The sequence below is a fragment of the Streptomyces sp. AB3(2024) genome, assembly GCF_041862025.1.
Taxonomy (GTDB): domain Bacteria; phylum Actinomycetota; class Actinomycetes; order Streptomycetales; family Streptomycetaceae; genus Streptomyces.
In genome coordinates this window covers 1-21,769 of the sequence record NZ_JBGWAB010000129.1, presented here as the reverse complement: position 1 = coordinate 21,769, position 21,769 = coordinate 1, and the positions used below count along the sequence as shown (strand labels likewise).

The window sequence follows — 21,769 nt, the reverse complement described above, 5'->3', positions numbered from 1 at the left end:
TGGGGCGCCCCCCGCGGGGGATTGGCGCCGCGGGCCCCCGGGGCCCTTTCGCGTACGGCGCCGTACGCGCGCTCTACGGCTCGCGGGAGCGGCGTACGGAGAAGGCCACGAAGCCGGCTCCGAGGCCGAGGCAGAGCGTGCCGCCGACCACGTACGGGGTGGTGTCTACGCTGCCGGTGTCGGCAAGCGAGAGGGTGGCGACGGAGGCCGTCTCCGCCTCGCTGACAGTGGCGATGGTGCCGGTGCCGGTGCCGGTGCCGGTGCCGGTGCCGACGCCCGTGTCCGTGCCCGTATCGGTGCCGGTACGGGTGACCGTGCCGGTGTCGGCGGCGGTGACGGTGCCCGTGTTGGCGGCGACGGGTGCGCCGGAGGAGCCCGCCGGGTGTCCGGGAGCCGTGGCGTTCGCCGAGGGGACGAACCAGAGGGCGGCGAGGAGGGTGGTCGCTCCGAGAGCGGTGAGCAGCGGTCGAGGTGCGGACACGGTGCGATCCCCCTTGCGGAAGCAGCGAATTGGCCGTGTGGGCAGATGCTAGTGAAAGGGGCGGGTCGTGGGAAAGTCGAGGCTGTCGCGGGCTTACTCTCCGTCGTATGAACCCTTCTGAGACATCACGATATGTACGGCTTCGGGTGGATTTGGTCCTCGAAGTATCCGACTCGGACGCCCTGATCGGCGCCGCCCTCACCCACATCAAGGCCGACGAGTTCATGCCGGACGAGGAGCGCGGCCACGCCGAGTCGGCCGTGCGCGAGGACGAATGCGAGGCGCTGGCCTACCTGGTGGACCCCACGGACCTGGTCGCGGAACTGGCGGGAGTCGAGCTGGCGCAGGCCTCTTGGAGCAGCGAACCGGTCGAATACGACCCCGAGTCGCTGGAGTGGGACCTGGACGAGGAAGATGGTGACTTCGAGGAAGAGGCCGACAACGCCTGACCGTGGGGTTGCACACATCCGAACGGAATGTGGAACCGTTCCACGTCATAACGCGTTGTCAGGACGAGCAGGGGGTTGATCCCCCCTGCCCGGCCCGATCCCGGGAATGCAGCCTCGGGGTTTCCGGCAACGATGGAGTGACGTGTGAGGACGTACAGCAAGCGGCGGAGAAGGTCCCTGGTGGCCGTGTCCGCCGTGCTCGGTGGCGTACTGATGCTTTCGGCCTGCAACGACGGGGGCAGCGAGAAGGCAAAGGGCGGCGCGGAAACGGGCAAGTCGCAGGCGGACGTGGACGCCGCGGCGGCCAAGGACACCTCCAAGGCCCGAATAGCCATCACGCCCAAGGACGGCGCGACCAACATCGGTCTGAACGACGCCACGAACGTCACCGTCAGCGACGGCAAGCTCACCAAGGTCGAGCTCAAGTCCACGGAGGGCGGTGCCGTCGCGGGCAAGATCTCCGCCGACGGCAAGAGCTGGAAGCCGGACGGCGCGCTGAAGCGCTCGACGAAGTACACCCTCGCGGCGACCGCGAAGGACGAGGCCGGGCGCGAGGCGCACGAGAACACCTCCTTCACGACGGTCTCCCCGGAGAACAGCTTCGTCGGCTCGTTCATCCCGGACGAGGGCGAGACGGTCGGCGTGGGCATGCCGGTGTCGATCACCTTCAACAAGCCGATCAAGGACATGAAGGCCGTGCAGGCGGCCATCACGGTCTCCTCCACCAGCGGCCAGGAAGTCGTCGGCCACTGGTTCGGCAACCAGCGTCTGGACTTCCGCCCGGAGCAGTACTGGCAGGCGAACTCCACCGTCACGCTGAAGCTGGCGCTGGAAGGCGTCCAGGGCGCTCCCGGCATCCAGGGCGTCCAGAACAAGACCGTCACCTTCAAGATCGGCCGGAGCCAGGTCTCCACGGTCGACACCAAGACCAAGAAGATGACGGTCACCCGGGACGGGCAGGTCCTCAAGACCATCCCGATCTCGGCGGGCTCCCCGGACAACCCGACCTACAACGGTCAGATGGTGATCTCCGAGAAGTTCAAGGAGACCCGGATGGACGGCTCCACTGTCGGCTTCAAGAACAGTGAGGGCAAGGGCGAGTACGACATCAAGGACGTCCCGCACGCGATGCGGCTGTCCACGTCGGGCACCTTCATCCACGGCAACTACTGGGGATCGGACTCGATCTTCGGCAGCGTGAACACCAGCCACGGCTGTGTCGGTCTGAACGACACCAAGGGCGCCAACGACCCCGACACCGCGGGTTCCTGGTTCTTCGACAACTCGCTCATCGGTGACGTGGTCACCGTGACCAACTCCCCGGACAAGACCATCAAGCCCGACAACGGCCTCAACGGCTGGAACATGAGCTGGGCGGAGTGGAAGGCCGGCCCCTCGGCCTGAGCCGAACCGACCTGACCTGACGACGCGAGACGGACGGCGGGGAGCCCCCACACGGGCTCCCCGCCGTCCGTCTTTTCTTCTCATGGGACTCTTACCCGGGACTTATCCGGCCATCAGGGGTGCCGCCTACTTTCGGCCGCATGTTCTTCACCTACCTCCGGCGCGAGTTGCGCCGCCGCCGGAAGGCCGCGCTCGTCGTCGCCTCCGGGCTCGCCCTCGGCATCGCCCTCGTCATCGTGGTCACCTCCGTCTCGGCGGGCATGAACGCCGCCCAGGACAAGGTCCTCCAGTCGCTCTACGGCCTCGGCACGGACATGACCGTCACCAAGGCCCAGACCCCGCCGGGCGAGAACGGGCAACCCTCCAGGCCCCGCTTCCAGTTCGACGCCAAGGGCGAGGGCGACGCGAACGCCGACGCCGAGCAGAGCCACGACATCGTGATGCCGCAGGGCTTCCAGACCCTCGACGCGACCACGGTCGGCAAGGTGTCCGGCCAGGACGGGGTCGCGCAGGCGGTGGGCGGCCTCAGCCTCCAGGTGATGAAGGTCAACGGCCAGTTCAAGCGCGGTGAGTTCCGGGGAGGCCAGGGAGGCAAGGGCACCGGCGGCGGCCGGGGCGGCTCGGGCGGCTCGGGCGGTCAGGGCGGCGCGGGCGGCGGCCAGGGCGGGACGGTCGAGGGCGGCGGCGCCAACTTCGACGTCAACTCCTTCTCCGTCTACGGCGCGGACGTGGCGCACCCCGCGCTCGGCCCGCTCACCACCTCCAAGATCACCTCGGGTCGCACCTTCCAGGCGGGCGAGACCGACACCGCCGTGGCCGTCGTGGACAGCGCGTACGCCTCCCGGAACAAGCTCGCCGTGGACTCCACGCTGACCATCAAGAACACCCCGTTCAAGGTCATCGGCATCGCCACCGCCGACAGCGGTGACGCCACCGCCAACGTCTACGTCCCGCTCAAGCAGGCCCAGACCCTGGCCGGGGCCGCCGACAAGATCACCACGGTCTACGTCCAGGCGAAGGACTCCCAGGCCATCGGCTCCGTCAAGCAGGCCATCCAGAAGAACGTCCCCGACACCACCGTCACCACCTCCGCCGACCTCGCGGACACCGTCTCCGGCTCCCTCTCCACGGCCTCCTCGCTGGCCTCCACCGTCGGCAAGTGGCTCTCCTACGCCGTCCTCGCCGCGGCCTTCCTCGTCGCCGGCCTGCTCACCTCCTCCGCCGTCTCCCGCCGCGTCAGGGAGTTCGGCACCCTCAAGGCGCTCGGCTGGAAGAGCAGCCGCGTCACCCGCCAGGTCGCCGGAGAAGCCCTGGTCAACGGCCTGATCGGTGGAGTGCTCGGGATCGGCGTCGGACTCGCCGCCGCCTACGCGATCACCGCGATCAGCCCCAGCCTCACCGCACAGCTCGCGGGCGGAGGCGGCGGCCGCGGGGCGGGCGGCCCCGGCGGCGGGGGCCGGATGTTCGGCGCCGCCCGCCACACGGCCGGCAAGGCCGTGGACGTGGCGCTCACCGCTCCCGTCTCGCTCGCCACCATCGGCCTGGCCGTCGCCCTCGCGGTGGCCGGAGGCCTCGTCGCGGGCGGCTTCGGCGGCTGGCGCGCCTCCCGGCTGCGGCCCGCGGACGCCCTGCGCCGCGTCGAGTAGCCCGCACGGCGGCCCGCGCCGGCGACCGACGCCGGCGCGCCCGTCCCCGTCCGCGCCCGCCCCGCCCCCTGCCGGGTCCGCGCCCGTCCGTACGGGCCACGCGCGTGGCCGCGTACCTCCACAGCAACCGAGGGAAACCAGATGTACCAGCTCACCGGAGTCACCAAGCGCTACCGGCGCGGCAAGGAAACCATCGACGCGCTCGCCGACGTCGACCTGACCATCGAGGACGGCGGCCGGCTCGTCATCCAGGGCCCCACCGGCGGCGGCAAGTCCACCCTGCTCCAGATGCTCGGCGCGCTCGACCGGCCCACGACGGGCCAGGTCGTCCTCGACGGACTCGACCTGGCCGCCGTCTCCGAGGCCCGCCTGACCCGGGTCCGAGCCGAGAACATCGGCTTCGTCTTCCAGTCCTTCAACCTCATCCCGACGCTCACCGCCCAGGAGAACGTCGAGACGGCCCTCGTCCCCCTCGGCCTCAAGGCCGGCGAGCGGCGCGCACGGGCCGCCGAGGCACTGGAGTCGGTGGGGCTGGGCGAACGGATGGGCCACCTGCCCAGCGAGATGTCCGGCGGCCAGCAGCAGCGCGTCGCCATCGCGCGGGCCCTCGTCAAGAAGCCCAAGGTGCTCCTCGCCGACGAGCCCACCGGCAACCTCGACGAATCCATGCGCGACGAGATCATGGACCTGCTGGAAGGGCTCTGGAAGGAGCACGGGCTGACCTTCGTGATGGTCACCCACGACAGCGCCCTCGCCCGCCGGGCGCCCCGCCTGGCGACCATCCGGCAGGGCCGGGTGACCATCACCGAAAACCCCTGAACGGACCGGCGGGGCACGGCTTAGGGTCCGGCTATGACGAAGATCCACACGCTGTCCGTGCCCCCGACCGACGCCGAGGTGGACGCCTGGTGGGCGGTCCAGGTCGCCGCCCACGCCGCCGACGCCACGGACCTGCCCGGCCTGCCCCCGCCCGCCCGGGTGGAGGCCGCCGGGCGGCTGCGCGTCCCGCCCGTCCGCGGCCGGCTGTGCCACTGGGTCACCGAGGAGGGCGACGGGCACGCGTCCCTGCTGCTCTTCACCGACCCGGGCAACACGCACACCGCGTTCCTGGAGGAGCTGACCGTACGGCCCGACGCGCGCCGGCGGGGGGCGGGCACGGCCCTGTGGCAGCGGATCCGCGAGGAACTGCGGGAGCAGGGCCGCACCTCCGTCGCCACCGTCGCCGACACCGGCGGCCCCGGCCAGGCCTTCGCCGAGTCCCTCGGCTTCGAGAACGTGCTGCCGATCGGCTGGTACGTCCAGGAGCTTCCGCAGAGCGCCCCCGAAGTCCCGGCCACCCCCGGCTACGAGCTCCTGACCTGGCCCGGCCTGGTCCCCGACGCCTGGGCCCCGGCCACCGCCGTCGCCCACGCGGCGATGGAGGACGCCCCGAGCGGGGACAGCGACGAGCAGTTCCAGACCTGGACGCCCGAGCGGGTGCACGCCGCGCAGCAGCTGGTCCTGGACCGGGGCGGGGACATCACCGTCGTCGCGGCCGTCACCCCGGCCGGGGAGGTCGCCGCGTACACCGTGCTCGTCCTGCGGGACCCGCACGGCCCACGCGCCCTCCAGTACGACACCGTCGTCGTCCCCGCGCACCGGGGACACGGCCTGGGACGGGCGGTCAAGCTGCGGATGCTCGCCGAGGCCGCCGCCCGCCACCCGGGGCTGCGCCGCATCGGCACCACCGTGGCCGACGAGAACACCCCGATGCTCGCCGTGAACGAAGCCCTCGGCTACCGGCACGAGCGCGGCGCGGGGCTCTTCCAGCTCAAGCTCTGACGCGCGGGGCGGGTACGGCCGGCCCGGCCCCGCCCCTCAGCCCTGCTGCTCGGCGGCCGCCGGCGTGGCCGCCGACGCGGCGGTGCTCGGCGCCGGCGCCGTCCAGGACGACAGCATCCGCAACGCGTCCGCCGAGGGCGAGCCAGGCTCGGCGTGGTACGTCACCAGGAACTGTGCCGGGTCGTCGGGCAGCGTCAGCGTCTCGAACGACAGCGACAGCTCACCCACCAGCGGGTGCCGCAGCCGCTTCACCCCGTGCGTCTTGTTGTCCGCCACCGTGTGCGCCGCCCACAGCCGCCGGAACTCCTCGTTCTTCACCGACAGTTCCCCCACCAGCGCGGAGAGCTGCTCGTCGTCCGGGAACTGGCCGGCGTACATGCGCAGATTGCTGACCACCTCGCACGCCCTGCACTCCCAGTCCGCGTACAGCTCCGCCGTGGCCGGATCCAGGAACACCAGCCGCACCAGGTTCCGCTCGGCCGGCGGCAGCGCCCCGAAGTCCCCGAAGACGGCCGCGGCGAGCGGGTTCCAGCCGATGACGTCCTGCCGCCGCCCCACCAGGTACGCCGGCACCCCCTCCATCGCCTCCAGCAGCGAACGCAGCCCCGGCCGGACCTGCTGCGGGCGCCGGGACCGGCTGCGCCGGTTGCGGGTGCGCGGGCTCGCCAGGTGGTTCAGGTGCGCCGACTCCGCGCCGTCCAGGCGCAGCGCCCGCGCGATGGCGTCCAGCACCTCGGCGGACACGTTCTGGCCGTGCCCCTGCTCCAGGCGCGTGTAGTACGCCACCGACACCCCGGCCAGCTGGGCCAGCTCCTCACGGCGCAGCCCGGGCACCCGGCGGTGGCGCCCGTAGTCGGGCAGACCCACGTCCTCGGGGCGCAGACGGGCCCGGCGGGTCCGCAGGAACTCTCCCAGTTCGGCACGCTGATCAAGCTGGTCCATACCGAAAGTATCCCCGCCGCAGGGTCCGGACGCGGGGCCGAGCCTGACCCCGCCAGGGGTAGGTTCGCCAGTCATAGGTTCGGCAGGGGGCTGGGTCTCCCGCCCGCGACACGGCATCGTTGCCCCCATCGAAGAACGGACGCCACGGCCGGCCCCGACCGGACCGGCCCGGCGTCCTCGTCCGAGGAGAGAACACCGCATGTCCGTCACCCAGGTCGCCGCCTACGCCGCCCCCGCCCCCAAGGCCCCGCTGGAGCGCACCACCGTGCCGCGCCGCCCGGTGGGCGAGCACGACGTCCTCATCGACATCAAGTACGCCGGCATCTGCCACTCCGACATCCACCAGGCCCGCGACGGCTGGGGCGAGGGCATCTTCCCGATGGTCCCGGGCCACGAGATAGCCGGCGTCGTCGCCGAGGTCGGCCCGGGCGTCACCAGGTTCGCGGTCGGGGACCGGGTGGGCGTCGGCTGCATCGTCGACAGCTGCCGCGCGTGCGAGCAGTGCCTCGCCGGCCAGGAGCAGTACTGCGCCGAGGGCATCATCGGCACGTACAACGCCATCGACAAGAACGGCGGGCCCACGTACGGCGGTTACTCCACCCACATCGTCGTCGACGAGAACTACACCGTCCGCATCCCCGACGGCCTCGCCCTCGACGTCGCCGCGCCGCTGCTCTGCGCCGGCATCACCCTCTACTCCCCGCTGCGCCACTGGCAGGCGGGCCCCGGCAAGAAGGTCGCCGTCGTCGGCCTCGGCGGCCTCGGCCACATGGGCGTGAAGATCGCGAACGCGCTCGGCGCGGAGGTCACCGTCCTGTCGCAGAGCCTGCGCAAGCAGGAGGACGGCCTGCGGCTGGGCGCCTCCCACTACTACGCGACCAGCGACGAGACCACCTTCGAGAAGCTCGCCGGCAGCTTCGACCTGATCCTCTCCACCGTCTCGGCGCCGCTCCCGCTGGACGCGTACCTGCGCCTGCTGAAGGTCGACGGCGCGTTCGTGAACGTCGGCGCCCCGGAGGAGCCGGTCGCGCTGAACCTGTTCTCCGTCATCGGCGGCCGCAAGACCCTCGCCGGATCGATGATCGGCGGCATCGCCGAGACCCAGGAGATGCTGGACTTCTGTGCCGAGCACGGGCTGGGCTCGGAGATCGAGGTGATCGCCGCCGAGCAGGTCAACGAGGCGTACGAGCGGGTGCTGGCCAGCGACGTCCGCTACCGATTCGTCATCGACACCGCGACGATCTGACGCACGGTCCGGAAGGCGACACCGGCCCCCGCCACGCGGCGGGGGCCGGTGTCACACGTTCTTCATGCCCCGTGCATGGCCCTCACGGCCCCCGGCTGCCGATGATCTGGTCACCGACCGTCCGAAGACCGGGAGTTCGAGATGCCCAGCCGCCGTCACTTCCTCGCCGGGTCCGCGGCCGCCGTCGGCCTCGCGGCCCTGCCCCAGCTCCCGGCAGCGGCAGCCGCCGCGGACACCGCGCAGCCGCTCCCGAACCTCGTGGTCGTCCTGGCCGACGACCTCGGCTACGGCGACCTCGGCGCGTACGGCCAGAAGCTGATCACCACCCCGCGCATCGACCGCCTCGCCGCCGAAGGCCTGCGCTTCACCGACGGAGTCGCGGCAGATGCCGTGTCCCACACACGTCGTGTCGCTTTACGTCGGGGTGACTGAGACGACCCCTTACGGCGTCGACCGTGCCCGATTCACCCGCCAGTCGCTGGCACGCCTGGTCCTCTACGATCATGCCGGGGACGTTGCGGATGGTGCCGTCGGCCTGGTCGCCACCGAGAACGACCCTGACACTGGTCCCAAGCGCATACCGCAGCTGCCCACGGCGGCGTACGACCCCTCCTGGGCCTGCGAGAAGCTCGACCGTTGGGCCTCCCTCCAGCGCATTGGGATCGACGCCGTGAGCTCCGGCTTGGTCATGGCCGCGCCGGAGGAAGAGTCAGCCGGGTCAGCCGCTCGTGAGCCGGGCCGGGTGGGAGGGGGCCGCTCACTCCGCCGGCGCCCCCGCGATGCCGATCGGGCAGGAGACGCCCGTGCCGCCGATGCCGCAGTAGCCCGCTGGGTTCCTGTCGAGGTACTGCTGGTGGTACGGCTCCGCAGGCCAGAAGGGGCGCTCCGATGCCGGGAGGACGGCCGTGGTGATCTCGCCGTAGCCCGAGGCGGTGAGGACCCGCTGGTAGGCGTCGCGGGAGGCCTCTGCCGTGGCCTGCTGGGCGGGGGAGTGGGTGTAGAGCGCCGAGCGGTACTGGGTGCCGACGTCGTTGCCCTGGCGGAAGCCCTGCGTGGGGTCGTGGGACTCCCAGAACAGCTTCAGGAGCGTCTCGTAGGAGACCAGCGCCGGGTCGAAGACCACCCGGACGACCTCGGTGTGGCCGGTCTGCCCCGAGCACACCTCCTCGTACTCCGGGTTCTCGGTGAAGCCGCCCTGGTAGCCGGCGAGGGTGGTCCACACCCCCGGGGTCTGCCAGAACTTGCGCTCCGCGCCCCAGAAACAGCCGAGGCCGAAGTCGGCGACCTCCAGGTGCGCCGGGTAGGGGCCGGCGAGCGGGTTGCCGAGGACGGTGTGGCGCTCGGGCAGGGAGAACTGCGCGTGGGCGCGGCCCTTCAGGGCCTCCTCGCGGGTGGGCAGCTCGGGCGTGCGGCGGTACGAGAACATGGGGATTCCCTCCTTGTACGTCCCTCAACGGTCCGGGGCCGGGAGGGATTCCCGGCCCCGGCCCCCGCACGGCCCCGTCAGTGGGGGAGCGTCGCCGGGGAGCCGCCGTTGGCCTCGTAGCCGGCCACCGCCATGGCCCGGACCACCGCGTACGAGGCCGCCGGGTCGGGGGAGGCCGACCACGGCAGGGCGCCCACGCAGCCGTCCACGTGCCGGACCTGCTCCATCGCCTCCGCCCACCGCTCCATGTTCACCAGGAACAGCAGCAGCAGGTGCCGTACGTGCGCCAGCATCGGGTCGTCGGGCCGCGCCGAGTGCACCGCGTACAGCGCGCCCTCCACCGCCCGCGTGACGACCGCGCTCTGCCAGAAGTTGCTCACCAGGACCACGTCGGGCAGGTGCTCGTACACGGCGAAGAGCGGGAGCGCCGCCAGGAGCGAACCCTGCGGCGCGCGGGCCGCCGCCGCGTGCGAGAAGGCGTCGGCCTTCTCCCGCGAACCGTGCCACTTCTCGCACCAGTAGTGCAGGGCCGCCAGGTGCGCGCCCATGTGCGCCGGGGCCACGTCCATCACCTTGGCCCACAGCGCGTCGAACTCGGCCTCCGAGTACCCCAGCGCCCGCGCGACCGCCAGCTCCGTGATGAAGGGGACCGGGTCGCCCGGGGCCAGCAGGGCCGCCTTGCGGCAGGCGTCGCGGGCCTCCTCCACGATGATCCGGTGGTCGTCGGAGCCCACCCCGCCCGAGTGCCGCCACGCCTGCTGCACCAGCAGCTCCGCGTGCACCTGCGCGCCGCCCGCGTCCTTCTCCCGCTCCAGCCGCCACCCCTTGAGCCAGACCGCGCCGGTCCCGGGCTGCCGTACGAGTTCCAGCGCGGCCGCCCCGCCGAAGGCCTGCACCCGCTGCCAGCGCAGTTCGCCGTCCTTCGGGGTGCCGGAGAGCAGCGCGGACGCGGCCTTCCAGCTGCCGGTGCGGTGGACGTTCTCCAGCGCGTCCATCAGGTCCCGGTCCGGCCCCGGCACCCGGATGTCCAGGTCCTCCTGGCGCGCGAAGCCGTAGTCCGCGGGGTCGGCGGCGTCGGGGCTGCCGGGCGCGACCAGCCTCGGGCCGCCCCCGCCGCGCCTGGCCCGTACGAACTGGAACGTCATGGCCGCAACCAGGGCGAGCCCCATCAGGACCCAGATCATCTGCATGCCCTCCAGCGAACCAGACGGGGCGGGGGAAACGCGAATGTCCCCGGCCCCGCCGCGGTCAGCGTCCCGTCGGCGCACGGTCAGGCCGGAAGAGGACCACGGCCCGGCCGGGGCATAGCATCTGCCCCATGAGCGACGACAGCCACGAGCACCAGAGCTTCGAGACCCGCGCGATCCACGCGGGCAACACGGCGGACCCGCGGACCGGCGCGGTCGTGCCCCCGATCTACCAGGTGTCCACGTACAAGCAGGACGGTGTGGGCGGACTGCGCGAAGGCTACGAGTACAGCCGCAGCGGCAACCCCACCCGTACGGCGCTGGAGGAGAACCTCGCGGCGCTGGAGGGCGGCCGGCGCGGCCTCGCCTTCGCGTCCGGGCTCGCCGCCGAGGACTGCCTGCTGCGCACGCTGCTCTCCCCGGGCGACCACGTGGTCATCCCCAACGACGCCTACGGCGGCACCTTCCGCCTCTTCGCGAAGGTCGTCTCCCGCTGGGGCGTGGAGTGGTCGGTGGCCGACACCTCCGACGCGGACTCCGTGCGGGCGGCCCTGACCCCCAAGACCAAGCTCATCTGGGTCGAGACCCCCTCGAACCCGCTGCTCGGCATCACCGACATCGCGATGATCGCCGGCATCGCGCGCTCGGCCGGCGCCAAGCTGGTCGTGGACAACACCTTCGCGTCCCCCTACCTCCAGCAGCCCCTGGCGCTCGGCGCCGACGTGGTCGTGCACTCGCTGACCAAGTACATGGGCGGCCACTCCGACGTCGTCGGCGGCGCGCTCGTCACCGCCGACGAGGCCCTCGGCGAGGAACTCGCCTACCACCAGAACGCGATGGGCGCGGTCGCCGGGCCCTTCGACTCCTGGGTCGTGCTGCGTGGCATCAAGACCCTCGCCGTGCGCATGGACCGGCACGCGGAGAACGCCGCGAAGATCGTCGAGGTGCTCAAGCGCCACCCGAAGGTCACCAAGGTCCTCTACCCGGGCCTGCCCGAGCACCCGGGCCACGAGATCGCCGCCAAGCAGATGCGCAACTTCGGCGGCATGGTCTCCTTCCAGGTCGCCGGCGGCGAGGAGGAGGCCGTCGCGGTCTGCGGCCGGACCAGGATCTTCACCCTGGCCGAGTCCCTCGGCGGCGTCGAGTCCCTCATCGAGCACCCGGGCCGGATGACCCACGCCTCGGTGGCCGGCTCGGCCCTGGAGGTCCCGGCGGACCTGATCCGCGTCTCCGTCGGCATCGAGAACGCCGACGACCTCATCGCGGACCTCACCCAGGCCCTGGGCTAGGCCTTACGGGGCCCCGGCCCCGCGGTACCGTCGTCCCCCGCCGCCCCCGGAGGCCTACCAGCCCTCCAGGGGCGGCGACACGTCGGCGGGCGGCGTGACCCAGGGGTGCGTGAGCGCCGCCCACACCGTGAAGGCCAGCGCCGCCGCGCAGAGCACCGCCCAGCCGAACCGGCGCAGCGCCCGGCGGCGGCGCAGCAGCCGCCGGCCGTGGGCCGCCGCGGCCGCCGCCAGACCGGCCGGGACCGCCGGGTGCGGCCCCTCCAGCAGCGCTCTGACCTGGGCTTCCTTACGGTCGTAGGGGCTCATGCGGCCTCCTGTGCGGGGGCCCGCATGGTGGCCACCGCCCGGTTGCAGACGGCCTCGACCCGCTCCGGCGTCAGCCCCAGCTGCGCGGCCGTGACCTCCTCGGCGACACCCTCGTAGACCCGCATCACCAGGACGAGCCGCTCCGGCGGGCTCAGCCGGGCGAGCACCCCGGTGCCCGGGGGCAGCCGCCGGGCGGTGCGGGCGTAGGCCGCGCAGAGTTCCTGGCGGGTGTGGTCGTACGGGTCGTCGCCGCGCAGCCGCTCCCAGCGCGCGTACGTACGGGCCAGCGCCCCGGCCAGGATCCGGCGTGCGGCGGGCGCTGCCGTGGACACGCCCGGGGGCGCCCCGGCCGGTGCCCCGCCGGACGCCCCGGCCGGTGCTCCCGAAAGGGGCTCGGCCGTCAGCAGGACCGCGACGTGCAGGAGCCGCCCCGCCGCGCCCGCGACGAAGGCCTCGAACTCCGGGTCGCGCCCCGAACGCCGGTCCACGGCACCCATGGTGGGGCCGGTGGCACCACCCCGGTCAAGGGGTCGGACGCCGCCGGATCGGGGAGTGCGCCGCGGGGGCGGCCCCGCCGGTGCGCGGGCGTCGGCTCAGGAGGCCGGGCCGCCCTCGGCCGCCGCGGCCATCAGCTCCGACAGCGACAGGTTGAAGCGGGTCAGCAGCGTCGTGAACGCCTCGCGCTCCTCCTCCGCCCACCCCTCGGTCACCCGCGCCATCAGCTCGCGCCGTGAGGAGCGGACCTCCTCCAGCCGCGTCAGGCCCCGCGCGGACAGCGCGAGCACCACGGCCCGGCCGTCCTCGGGGTGCGAGGTCCGTCTGACCAGGCCGGTGTCGACGAGCGGGGCGACCTGCCGGGTCACGGTGGACGAGTCGATGCCCATCCCGCCGGCCAGCGCCTTCACGCCCATCGGGCCCTCCAGGTCGAGTCGGTTCAGCAGCAGGTACGCGGCGCGGTCCATCGAGTTGCGGGCCTGGCCGACACCGCCCAGGCGGGTCTGCTCGGCCCGCCGGGCGAAGACGGCCACCTGGTGCTGGAGCGCGTCGAGGAGACCGGATCCGGCGGGCGCTTCGGCCGCCGCGGGCAGGTCGGAACTGGCCGGGATGGAGGGCATGGCCGTGGGCTCTCTTCGCTGGGTCCGACAAGGCTGGGGGACAGAGTAACCGGCTGTACGGCGGCTCGTACGCCGCGTACGAGAACTGATGCGGCCCACGGCTCCGGGCGCCCCGCGGCCGTCCCGGATGGCGAGATTTCGCCCATGCGCCGGGATGTCCGCGGGCTGCGAGACTGGCCGCATGAACTACCGCGTGCCCCAGCCCGTCCCGCAGGTCATCCTCGACGACGTCAGGGGAGCCCAGAAGATGCTCTCGGGCGTCTCCCGGGTGACGGCGATGGAGGGCAGCCGGCACCTGTCGGCCCTCACCGGCTCCCCGGTCCACCTCAAGTGCGAGAACCTCCAGCGGACCGGCTCCTTCAAACTGCGCGGGGCGTACGTGCGCATCGCGGGCCTGCGCCCCGAGCAGCGCGCGGCGGGCGTCGTCGCCGCCAGCGCGGGCAACCACGCGCAGGGCGTGGCCCTCGCCTCCTCCCTGCTCGGGGTCCGCTCCACGGTGTTCATGCCGGTCGGCGCCCCACTGCCGAAGGTGGCCGCGACCGAGGAGTACGGCGCGGAGGTGCGCCTGTACGGCCAGGTCGTCGACGAGACCCTCGCCGCGGCGCAGGAGTACGCGGACCGCACCGGGGCGGTGTTCATCCACCCCTTCGACCACCGCGACATCATCGCGGGCCAGGGCACGGTGGGCCTGGAGATCCTGGAGCAGTGCCCCGAGGTGCGCACCATCCTCGTCGGCATCGGCGGCGGCGGGCTCGCCGCGGGCGTCGCCGTCGCGGTCAAGGCCCTGCGCCCGGACGTGAAGGTCATCGGGGTGCAGGCGGCGGGCGCGGCCGCCTACCCGCCCTCGCTCCGGGCGGGGCACCCGGTGTCCATCGACAACCCGACGACGATGGCGGACGGCATCAAGGTCGGCCGCCCCGGCGACCTGCCCTTCGCCATCATCGGGGAACTGCTGGACGACGTGCGGACGGTGTCGGAGGACGCCCTGTCCTCCGCCCTGCTGCTCTGCCTGGAGCGGGCCAAGCTGGTCGTCGAGCCGGCCGGCTGCAGCCCGGTGGCCGCCCTGCTGAGCGAGCCCGAGCGCTACGGGGGCGGCCCGGTCGTCGCCGTCCTGTCCGGCGGCAACATCGACCCGCTCCTCCTCCAGCGGATCCTGCAGTTCGGGATGGCGGCGGCCGGGCGGTACCTGTCACTGCGGCTGCGCGTGAGCGACCGGCCGGGTGCCCTGGCGGGCCTGCTGGGGGTGCTGACCACGGTGGACGCCAACGTCCTGGACGTCAGCCACGTGCGCACCGACCCGCGCCTGGGGCTCACCGAGGTCGAGGTGGAGCTGCACCTGGAGACCAAGGGGCCCGAGCACTGCACGCAGGTCGCCCGCACCCTGCACGGCGCGGGCTACAAGGTCGTCGGCTGACCGGCTGACCGGCTGACCGGCTGACCGGCTGACGGGCCGACCGGCTGACCGGCGGGCCCGGGGCGCGGGCGGGCGCGGGGAACGGTCATACCCATGGCGCAACGCGATATGACGCGATACGGTGCGGTCGTGCCGGACGACGCCTGCCCGGCATACCTAGGATTTGCGTAGGAACGCCCCGATTTCGCCGTGGCCAACGGCCCGATTCGCTCTGGGAGCATCCATATGCCAGGCGCCATTTACGCCGAAGGTCTGGTCAAGACCTTCGGCGACGTACGGGCTCTGGACGGCGTGGACCTCGATGTCCCCGAAGGCACCGTGCTGGGGCTCCTCGGCCCCAACGGCGCCGGCAAGACCACGACCGTCCGCGTCCTGACCACCCTCCTCCGGCCCGACCGCGGCCGGGCCCTCGTCGCGGGGATCGACGTCCTCAAGCACCCCGACGAGGTCCGCCGCTCCATAGGCCTCTCCGGCCAGTTCGCCGCCGTCGACGAGTACCTCACCGGCCGCGAGAACCTCCAGATGGTCGGCCGGCTCTACCAGATGACGGGCAAGGCGGCGAAGGCCCGCGCCGCCGAACTCCTGGAGCGCTTCCACCTCGCCGACGCCGCCGACCGCACCGCCAAGACCTACTCCGGCGGCATGCGCAGGCGCCTCGACCTCGCCGCCGCCCTCGTCGTGCGGCCGCCCGTGATGTTCATGGACGAGCCGACCACCGGCCTCGACCCCCGCAACCGGCAGGCCCTGTGGGACGTCATCGAGGAACTCGTCGCCGGCGGCACCACCCTGCTGCTCACCACGCAGTACCTGGAAGAGGCCGACCGCCTCGCCCACGACATCGCCGTGGTCGACAGCGGCAAGGTCATCGCCCGGGGCACCTCCGACCAGCTCAAGGCCCAGACGGGCGGCGAGCGGGTGGAGGTCGTCGTCCACGAACGTGACCACATCGCCACCGCACGCGCCGTCCTCGCCGGCTTCGGCAAGGGCGAGGCCACGGTCGAGGAGCACACGCGCAAGCTCACCGTCCCGGTCTCGGGCGGCGCCAAACTGCTCGCCGAGGTCATCCGCGAGCTGGACGTCCGGGGCATCGAGATCGACGACATCGGTCTGCGCCGCCCCACCCTGGACGACGTCTTCATCTCCCTCACCGGCCACGCGGCCGAGCGGGCCGCGGACGAGGACGCCACCACCCGCGGCGACGCCGGGGCCGCGGGCGCCCGCGAGGAGGCCGTGAAGTGACCATCACCTCCCGGCCCGCGGAACCCGCGGCCCCCCGCCCCCGCGGCGGCGCCGTCCGCAGCGTGCGCGACTCCCTGGTGATCGCCAAGCGGAACCTCATCCGGATGTCCCGCATCCCCGAGATGATCATCTTCGGTGTCATCCAGCCGGTGATGTTCGTCGTGCTGTTCAGCTACGTCTTCGGCGGCTCCATCGCCGTCGGCGGCAGCACCTCACCGGCCGCCTACCGCGAGTTCCTGATGGCCGGCATCTTCGCCCAGACCGTCACCTTCGCCACCGCCGGCGCGGGCGCCGGCATCGCGGACGACATGCACAAGGGCCTCATCGACCGCTTCCGCTCCCTGCCCATGGCCCGTGGCGCGGTGCTGACCGGCCGCACCCTCGCCGACCTCGTCCAGACCTCCCTCACCCTGGTCGTCCTGGCGGTCGTGGCCCTGCTCGTCGGCTGGCGCACCCACACGAGCTTCGGCGAGGTGATCTCCGGCTTCGCCCTGCTGCTCCTGCTCGGCTACGCCTTCTCCTGGATCGGCGCCCTGATCGGCCTGTCGGTGCGCACCCCGGAGGCGGCCACCTCGGGCGGGCTGATCTGGCTGTTCCCGCTCACGTTCATCTCGAACGCCTTCGTCCCCTCCGACAACATGCCGCCCTTCCTGCGGCACATCGCGGAGTGGAACCCCTTCAGCGCGACCGTCCAGGCGTCCCGCGAACTGTTCGGCAACCTCCCCGAGGGCTATCCGGTCCCCGACGCCTGGCCGATGCAGCACCCGGTCATCGCGTCGATCCTGTGGTCGGTGCTGATCGTCGTGGTGTTCCGCACCCTCGCGGTCCGCAAGTACCGCTCGGCGACCGCCTGAGGCGCGTCAGTCGCGGCCGGGGCCGTCGGCCTCCCTGCCCAGCTCCTCCGCGGCCTGCTCGTCGAGCAGCCCGCGGAGGGGGTCCGCCGTCTCCCAGGAGTGCGCGGCGGGGTGACGGAGGAAGAGGGTGCAGGCATCGTCTTGGACGTGGTCGCGGCGCGGGTCCTCGGGGCAGCCGGGCAGGACGGAGAAGTCCCACGCGGCGCGGCCGGCGTGCTCGGTCCGGTCGGCACGGGGGTCGGCGGTCCACCGCAGCCACAGGGCGGCGCCGTCGCGCCCGTCCGGGACAGCAAGAACCCGACCGGCCCGGTCATCGGATTCACCCCCACCGCGTTCGCGGCCTTCGTGGACGGCATCAAGGCGGCGCGCTGACCGCGTGCCCCGCGTGCGACGGAGCCCCTGCCGGACCGAATCGGTCCGGCAGGGGCTCCGGTGCGTGTACGGGCGGCGGGGTCAGCCGGTGAAGGGCTTGACCGCCAGGATCCTGACCGCGGCCTTCTTGCCGTTCGGGAGCTCGTACTCGGCGTCCTCGCCGACCTTCTTGCCCATCACGCCGCTGCCCAGCGGGGACTGCGGGGAGTAGGTCTCGAAGTCCGAGGACGCGTACTCGCGGGAGGCCAGCAGGAACTCCAGCGTGTCGTCCTCGTCGCCGTCGAACGCGATCGTCACGAGCGTGCCGGGGGCGACCACGCCCTCCGCGGCCGGCGCGGTGCCGACCTTCGCGTTCTCCAGGAGCTGGGTGAGCTGCCGGACGCGCAGCTCCTGCTTGCCCTGCTCCTCCTTGGCCGCGTGGTAACCGCCGTTCTCCCGAAGGTCCCCCTCTTCCCGGGCGGCCGCGATCTTCGTCGCGATCTCCGTGCGGGCAGGACCAGAGAGGTAGTCCAGCTCGGCCTTCAGCTGGTCGTACGCCGCCTGGGTCAGCCAGGTGACGCTCTCGCTCGTCTGGGTCACGGGTGCTCCTCGTCGGTACAGGGGACTACAAAGCCGCCAGCGGCGGGCGAAACCACGAGCCTAACAATTCGGGAAGAAAAGGGGGAGGACACCCCGTGTATGAAGTGTGTCATTGCGTCCCGTGAGCGCGTGCGGAATCCCGGGCCCCACCACCGGCGCGGTACGGGTCGCACCCCCCTTGGACGTCCCGCGGGCCGCGCTCTCCCCGGGCGCGGCGCACACGGCGCGGGACCGGTTCAGCCGGCGGAGGCCGTCGCCTGGCAGCCGACGAGCTCGATCATCGTGGCCCGGCCGGTGGTCTTCAGCGTGACGAGCTCGTCCACCCGGCTGTCGCGCTGCGCGAAGGTGAAGTCCGCCCGGCCCACCTCGCCGTGCTCCTTGTCCTGGGAGATGAGGGTGCAGACGCCGGTGACCGAGGCGTCCTTGCGGACCTCCAGGTGCACCTTGACCTCGGAGTCCGACACGATCTGGAACTTGATCACCTCGGCGCTGACGGACTGCCCGCCGACGTAGTCCCAGCCGATCCACCCGACGGCGGCCAGCAGCCCGACACCGAGCACCGACCCGACGACCTTGAGCTTCCGGTCCGCACGCTCGTCCGCCGACCGGCCGTACCGGCCCTCGGGGAGTCCTTCGCGCACCGCGCTCATGATCGTTCCTCTCGCTGGGGAGGGCTGAGGCACCCTGGAATTTTCCGTCCCCCGATTCGGTCACTATAGAAGTTGTCTGTCGCGCCGAATCACAGAGGATCCTGTCTTGACCGAGCAGCTTCGACTGATGGCCGTCCACGCCCACCCCGACGACGAGTCGAGCAAGGGCGCGGCCACGATGGCCAAGTACGTGTCCGAGGGCGTCCCCGTGCTGGTGGTGACCTGCACCGGTGGTGAGCGCGGCTCCGTACTGAACCCCAAGCTCCAGGGGGACAAGTACATCGAGGAGAACATCCACGAGGTCCGCGCCAAGGAGATGGACGAGGCCCGCGAGATCCTCGGCATCGAGCAGGAGTGGCTCGGCTACGTCGACTCCGGCCTGCCCGAGGGCGACCCGCTGCCGCCGCTGCCCGAGGGCTGCTTCGCGCTCGCGGACGTCGAGGAGGCCGCCGGTGAGCTGGTGAAGAAGATCCGCGCCTTCAAGCCGCAGGTCATCACCACGTACGACGAGAACGGCGGCTACCCGCACCCCGACCACATCATGACCCACAAGGTCACGATGGTCGCCTTCGACGGCGCGGCCGACACCGAGAAGTTCCCGGAAGCCGAGTACGGCGCCGCCCACCAGCCGCAGAAGCTCTACTACAACCAGGGCTTCAACAAGCCGCGCACCATCGCCCTGCACGAGGCCCTCCTCGCGCGCGGCCTGGAATCCCCCTACGGCGAGTGGCTGGAGCGGTGGAAGGAGTTCGAGCGCAAGGAGCGGACCCTGACCACCCACGTGCCCTGCGCCGACTTCTTCGAGATCCGCGACAAGGCCCTCATCGCGCACGCCACGCAGATCGACCCCGACGGCGGCTGGTTCCGCGTTCCCATGGAGATCCAGAAGGAGGTCTGGCCCACCGAGGAGTACGAGCTGGCGAAGTCGCTCGTCGACACTTCCCTCCCCGAGTCCGACCTCTTCGCGGGCATCCGGGAGAATGCGTAGCTATGAGCGCTACGCAGGCAGCAGTCACCCAGCTCCTTCCGCTGGCCGCCGACACCTTCGACAAGAACAAGGTGACCCCCGGACTCCTGGGCTTCATCGTGTTCGCCGCCCTCGCCCTCGGGGTGTGGGGCCTGATGAAGTCCATGAGCCGGCACATGGGCCGGGTCGACTTCCAGGAAGCCCCCGAGCCGGCCGCGGCCACCGCCTCCCCGGCCGCCGAGGGCACGAAGGCGCCGTAGGCGCCGACGGGCCCCGGACCCAGCGGGATCCCGGGCCCCTCGGCCCCCGGTCCCGCAGGTGCTGCCGCGCGTACGCCGTCCCGCCCGCACGCCGGCGGGGCGGCTTGCGCACGGGCGGGAGCGCCGGGCGCCCCCGCCGTCACTCCGCCGCGCGGGCCGGCGCCGGCACGCCCATGACCTCCCGCGCCCGCAGGTCCGGAACCATGCCCAGACGCCACGCCTGCCAGCCCTCCGCCGGGTCCACACCCCGCGCCAGGACCACCGCGTACGTCTCCAGGCAGTCCGCCAGCCGCGCGTCCCGCAGCGGATGCGGAGCGGCCGCCAGCCGCGCCAGCTCGGCCCCCGCCTCCTCCGCGGCGCCCGGCACCGCGTACGGCAGCAGCGTGCAGCGCAGGAACCGCGCCCAGTCCTCGCCCCGCCGGTCCCCGTACGAGACGAACAGCTCCGCCGCCTCCTCGCACAGACCCACCGCCTGAGGCACCCGCCCGTTCCCCGCGTCGATCACCGCGAGCTCCAGGCAGGTCCACCCCTCCCCGTGGGCCAGCCCGATCCGCCGGAAATCCGCCCGCGCGTCCACCAGCAACTGACGGGCGAAACCCGAATTGCGCAGGTTCCCCGTCTGCGCCGCCCGCTGGTCGCGCGTGACCCGCCCCGACTGGTAGCGGGCGTGCGCCAGCCCGTACACGTCCCGCATCCGCGAGAACATCGTCCGCGCCCGCTCCAGCTCCCGCACCGCCCGGTCCCGCTCCCCGTCCTCCTCCAGCGCCTGCCCCAGGTAGTACAGCGTCCACGCCTCACCGCGGGCGTCCTCCGCCAGCCGGTGCCGCGCCAGCGCGTCCCGCAGCCGCTCCAGCGCCGGCTCCGGATCCCCGTCCACCACCCGCGCCCGGCCCAGCTGCGTCAGCGCCCACGCCCGGCCGCGGTCGTCCCGCGTGCGCCCGTACAGCTCCAGCGCCAGCCCGAGCTCCGCCTCCGCCCCCGGCACGTCCCCCAGCCGCAGGTGCACCTGCCCCAGCTGGAAGTGCGCCCACGCCTCACCGTGCACGCTCTCGCTCTCCCGGTGCAGCGCCAACGACTCCTCCAGCAGAACCAGCGCCTCCGCCAGCCGCGCCCGGTCCCGCTCCACCGCCGCCAGCGCGTGCAGTCCCCACGCCCGGTCGCCCGCCAGCTCCGGCGACCCCTGGAGCGCCAGCGCCTCCCGGATCCGCGCCGCCGCCTCCGGCAGGTTCCCCTGGTGGTGCAGCGTGATGCCGAGCGAGACCAGCGCCATGCCCGCCCCCGCCTCCTGCTCCGCCTCCTTGTACTGGTCCACCAGCGAGGTCAGCGTCGTACGCGACTTGTCCAGCTCACCGAGCTGGCGCGCCGCGATGCCCGTACGCCACTGCACCGAACGGTTCAGCCGCCCCTGGTCCACCGCCCGCGTCAGCTCGTTGATCTCACCGAGCCGGTACAGGTCCCCGCGCAGCAGACAGAAGTCGCACAGCGCCCCCAGCAGATCCAGCACCGCCTGCTGGTCCACCCCCTCCGAATGCCGCAGCGCCGCCGTGATGAAGCTCGACTCCTCGTCCAGCCACCGCAGCGCCGCGTCGAGCGAGGCGAAACCGTGCCCGCCGAAGTGGTTGGCGCGCGTAGACATCTTCCCGTCGACCATCCGGATCACCGAGTCCGCGAGCTGCGCGTAGTCACGGACCAGCCGCTCGTGCGCGGCCGCCGCCTCCGCCCGGTCCTCGTCCGCCGCCAGCCGCGCCGCCGCGTACGCCCGCACCGCGTCGTGCATCCGGTACCGCTCCCCGCGTACGAGGTCCAGCAGCCCCGCCCCGGCCAGCTCGCGCAGCATCCGCCCGGCCTCCACCCGGTCCGCGCCCGCCAGCGCCGCCGCCGCGGCGGCGCCCAGCGAGGCCCGCCCGGCCAGCGGCAGCCGCCGCAGCAGACGACGCCGGTCCTCCGGGAGGCGTGCGTACGCCAGGTCCAGGGCGTGCTCCAGCGAGCCGTCCCCCGCGTCCGAGGCCCGCGCCGAGCCCAGCGGCGCCAGTACCCGCAGCGCCAGCGGCAGCCCCGCGCCGAGCTCCAGCAGCCCCGCCGCGGCCCCCGCGGCCGGCGCCGCCCCGCCCGCCCCGAGATC

At 72.8% G+C, this 21,769-nt stretch carries 24 protein-coding genes; 14 read left to right on the top strand and 10 right to left on the bottom strand.

The window, feature by feature from the left end:
• Positions 1-73: 73 nt before the first annotated feature.
• Complete coding sequence (locus ACEPPI_RS33460; RefSeq protein ID WP_373919028.1) at positions 74-481, bottom strand: hypothetical protein; 408 nt, start codon at positions 479-481, stop codon at positions 74-76.
• A gap of 146 nt (positions 482-627) precedes the next feature.
• Between ACEPPI_RS33460 and ACEPPI_RS33455 the strand changes: the two genes are divergently transcribed.
• From ACEPPI_RS33455 to ACEPPI_RS33435, 5 genes are all read left to right on the top strand, one after another.
• Positions 628-930 (top strand): hypothetical protein, encoded by a 303-nt coding sequence (locus tag ACEPPI_RS33455; RefSeq protein ID WP_373919027.1) that lies wholly within the window; start codon positions 628-630, stop codon positions 928-930.
• Positions 931-1,074: 144 nt separating this feature from the next.
• Positions 1,075-2,334, top strand: a complete 1,260-nt coding sequence (locus tag ACEPPI_RS33450) for an Ig-like domain-containing protein (protein WP_373919026.1) — start codon at positions 1,075-1,077, stop codon at positions 2,332-2,334.
• 140 nt (positions 2,335-2,474) lie between these two features.
• Entirely contained in the window at positions 2,475-3,980 is a 1,506-nt protein-coding gene (locus ACEPPI_RS33445; protein WP_373919025.1) for an ABC transporter permease, read from the top strand.
• Positions 3,981-4,121: 141 nt separating this feature from the next.
• Positions 4,122-4,799, top strand: a complete 678-nt coding sequence (locus tag ACEPPI_RS33440) for an ABC transporter ATP-binding protein (RefSeq protein ID WP_373919024.1) — start codon at positions 4,122-4,124, stop codon at positions 4,797-4,799.
• A 33-nt stretch (positions 4,800-4,832) separates the two neighbouring features.
• Complete coding sequence (locus tag ACEPPI_RS33435; protein ID WP_373919023.1) at positions 4,833-5,801, top strand: GNAT family N-acetyltransferase; 969 nt, start codon at positions 4,833-4,835, stop codon at positions 5,799-5,801.
• Positions 5,802-5,837: 36 nt separating this feature from the next.
• On the opposite strand, the gene ACEPPI_RS33430 is transcribed toward ACEPPI_RS33435, so the two are convergent.
• Entirely contained in the window at positions 5,838-6,743 is a 906-nt protein-coding gene (locus tag ACEPPI_RS33430) for a helix-turn-helix transcriptional regulator (RefSeq protein WP_373919022.1), read from the bottom strand.
• A gap of 199 nt (positions 6,744-6,942) precedes the next feature.
• Between ACEPPI_RS33430 and ACEPPI_RS33425 the strand changes: the two genes are divergently transcribed.
• Positions 6,943-7,989 carry an NAD(P)-dependent alcohol dehydrogenase gene (locus ACEPPI_RS33425; protein ID WP_373919021.1) on the top strand — a complete coding sequence of 349 codons (1,047 nt, stop codon included), beginning with the start codon at positions 6,943-6,945 and terminating at the stop codon, positions 7,987-7,989.
• Between the two features lie 141 nt (positions 7,990-8,130).
• Positions 8,131-8,421 carry a sulfatase-like hydrolase/transferase gene (locus ACEPPI_RS33420; RefSeq protein WP_373919020.1) on the top strand — a complete coding sequence of 97 codons (291 nt, stop codon included), beginning with the start codon at positions 8,131-8,133 and terminating at the stop codon, positions 8,419-8,421.
• Between the two features lie 325 nt (positions 8,422-8,746).
• On the opposite strand, the gene msrA is transcribed toward ACEPPI_RS33420, so the two are convergent.
• Positions 8,747-9,415, bottom strand: a complete 669-nt coding sequence (gene msrA / locus ACEPPI_RS33415) for a peptide-methionine (S)-S-oxide reductase MsrA (RefSeq protein ID WP_373919019.1) — start codon at positions 9,413-9,415, stop codon at positions 8,747-8,749.
• Between the two features lie 77 nt (positions 9,416-9,492).
• Positions 9,493-10,605, bottom strand: a complete 1,113-nt coding sequence (locus tag ACEPPI_RS33410) for a hypothetical protein (RefSeq protein ID WP_373919018.1) — start codon at positions 10,603-10,605, stop codon at positions 9,493-9,495.
• Positions 10,606-10,733: 128 nt separating this feature from the next.
• Here ACEPPI_RS33410 and ACEPPI_RS33405 point away from each other — a divergent pair, with 128 nt between their 5' ends.
• Complete coding sequence (locus ACEPPI_RS33405; RefSeq protein ID WP_280919626.1) at positions 10,734-11,891, top strand: cystathionine gamma-synthase; 1,158 nt, start codon at positions 10,734-10,736, stop codon at positions 11,889-11,891.
• Between the two features lie 54 nt (positions 11,892-11,945).
• Here the strand turns inward: ACEPPI_RS33405 and ACEPPI_RS33400 are convergent, their stop codons facing one another.
• The 3 genes from ACEPPI_RS33400 to ACEPPI_RS33390 all read right to left on the bottom strand — a co-directional run bounded on the left by ACEPPI_RS33400 (position 11,946) and on the right by ACEPPI_RS33390 (position 13,312).
• Positions 11,946-12,197, bottom strand: coding sequence for a hypothetical protein (locus ACEPPI_RS33400; RefSeq protein WP_373919017.1), 252 nt, complete (start codon positions 12,195-12,197; stop codon positions 11,946-11,948).
• Positions 12,194-12,694, bottom strand: a complete 501-nt coding sequence (locus tag ACEPPI_RS33395) for a sigma factor-like helix-turn-helix DNA-binding protein (protein ID WP_373919016.1) — start codon at positions 12,692-12,694, stop codon at positions 12,194-12,196. The genes ACEPPI_RS33400 and ACEPPI_RS33395 overlap by 4 nt, the downstream gene beginning before the upstream one ends.
• A 96-nt stretch (positions 12,695-12,790) precedes the next feature.
• Positions 12,791-13,312, bottom strand: a complete 522-nt coding sequence (locus tag ACEPPI_RS33390; RefSeq protein WP_373919015.1) for a MarR family winged helix-turn-helix transcriptional regulator — start codon at positions 13,310-13,312, stop codon at positions 12,791-12,793.
• A gap of 181 nt (positions 13,313-13,493) precedes the next feature.
• Here ACEPPI_RS33390 and ilvA point away from each other — a divergent pair, with 181 nt between their 5' ends.
• The 4 genes from ilvA (at position 13,494) to ACEPPI_RS33370 (ending at position 17,191) form a co-directional block, all read left to right on the top strand.
• Positions 13,494-14,726, top strand: a complete 1,233-nt coding sequence (gene ilvA / locus ACEPPI_RS33385; RefSeq protein ID WP_373919014.1) for a threonine ammonia-lyase — start codon at positions 13,494-13,496, stop codon at positions 14,724-14,726.
• Between the two features lie 225 nt (positions 14,727-14,951).
• The gene (locus ACEPPI_RS33380; protein WP_373919013.1) at positions 14,952-15,965 is read left to right on the top strand and encodes an ATP-binding cassette domain-containing protein; all 1,014 of its coding nucleotides are present in this window, start codon (positions 14,952-14,954) and stop codon (positions 15,963-15,965) included.
• Positions 15,962-16,819 (top strand): ABC transporter permease, encoded by an 858-nt coding sequence (locus ACEPPI_RS33375; protein WP_373919012.1) that lies wholly within the window; start codon positions 15,962-15,964, stop codon positions 16,817-16,819. Before ACEPPI_RS33380 ends, ACEPPI_RS33375 begins: the two co-directional genes overlap by 4 nt.
• A 111-nt stretch (positions 16,820-16,930) precedes the next feature.
• Positions 16,931-17,191: a DUF397 domain-containing protein gene (locus ACEPPI_RS33370; RefSeq protein ID WP_373919011.1), complete on the top strand. Its 261-nt coding sequence runs from the start codon at positions 16,931-16,933 to the stop codon at positions 17,189-17,191.
• 81 nt (positions 17,192-17,272) lie between these two features.
• On the opposite strand, the gene greA is transcribed toward ACEPPI_RS33370, so the two are convergent.
• A complete protein-coding gene (greA, locus tag ACEPPI_RS33365) occupies positions 17,273-17,770 on the bottom strand; it encodes a transcription elongation factor GreA (RefSeq protein ID WP_285535486.1) in 498 nt (165 codons plus the stop codon).
• 236 nt (positions 17,771-18,006) lie between these two features.
• Complete coding sequence (locus ACEPPI_RS33360; RefSeq protein WP_373919010.1) at positions 18,007-18,420, bottom strand: DUF4307 domain-containing protein; 414 nt, start codon at positions 18,418-18,420, stop codon at positions 18,007-18,009.
• 106 nt (positions 18,421-18,526) lie between these two features.
• Between ACEPPI_RS33360 and mca the strand changes: the two genes are divergently transcribed.
• Positions 18,527-19,408, top strand: a complete 882-nt coding sequence (gene mca, locus ACEPPI_RS33355) for a mycothiol conjugate amidase Mca (protein ID WP_373919009.1) — start codon at positions 18,527-18,529, stop codon at positions 19,406-19,408.
• A 2-nt stretch (positions 19,409-19,410) separates the two neighbouring features.
• Positions 19,411-19,647 carry a hypothetical protein gene (locus tag ACEPPI_RS33350; protein WP_266841403.1) on the top strand — a complete coding sequence of 79 codons (237 nt, stop codon included), beginning with the start codon at positions 19,411-19,413 and terminating at the stop codon, positions 19,645-19,647.
• A gap of 139 nt (positions 19,648-19,786) precedes the next feature.
• Here the strand turns inward: ACEPPI_RS33350 and ACEPPI_RS33345 are convergent.
• A partial coding sequence (locus ACEPPI_RS33345) for a tetratricopeptide repeat protein (protein WP_373919008.1) occupies positions 19,787-21,769 on the bottom strand: 1,983 nt, incomplete at its 5' end.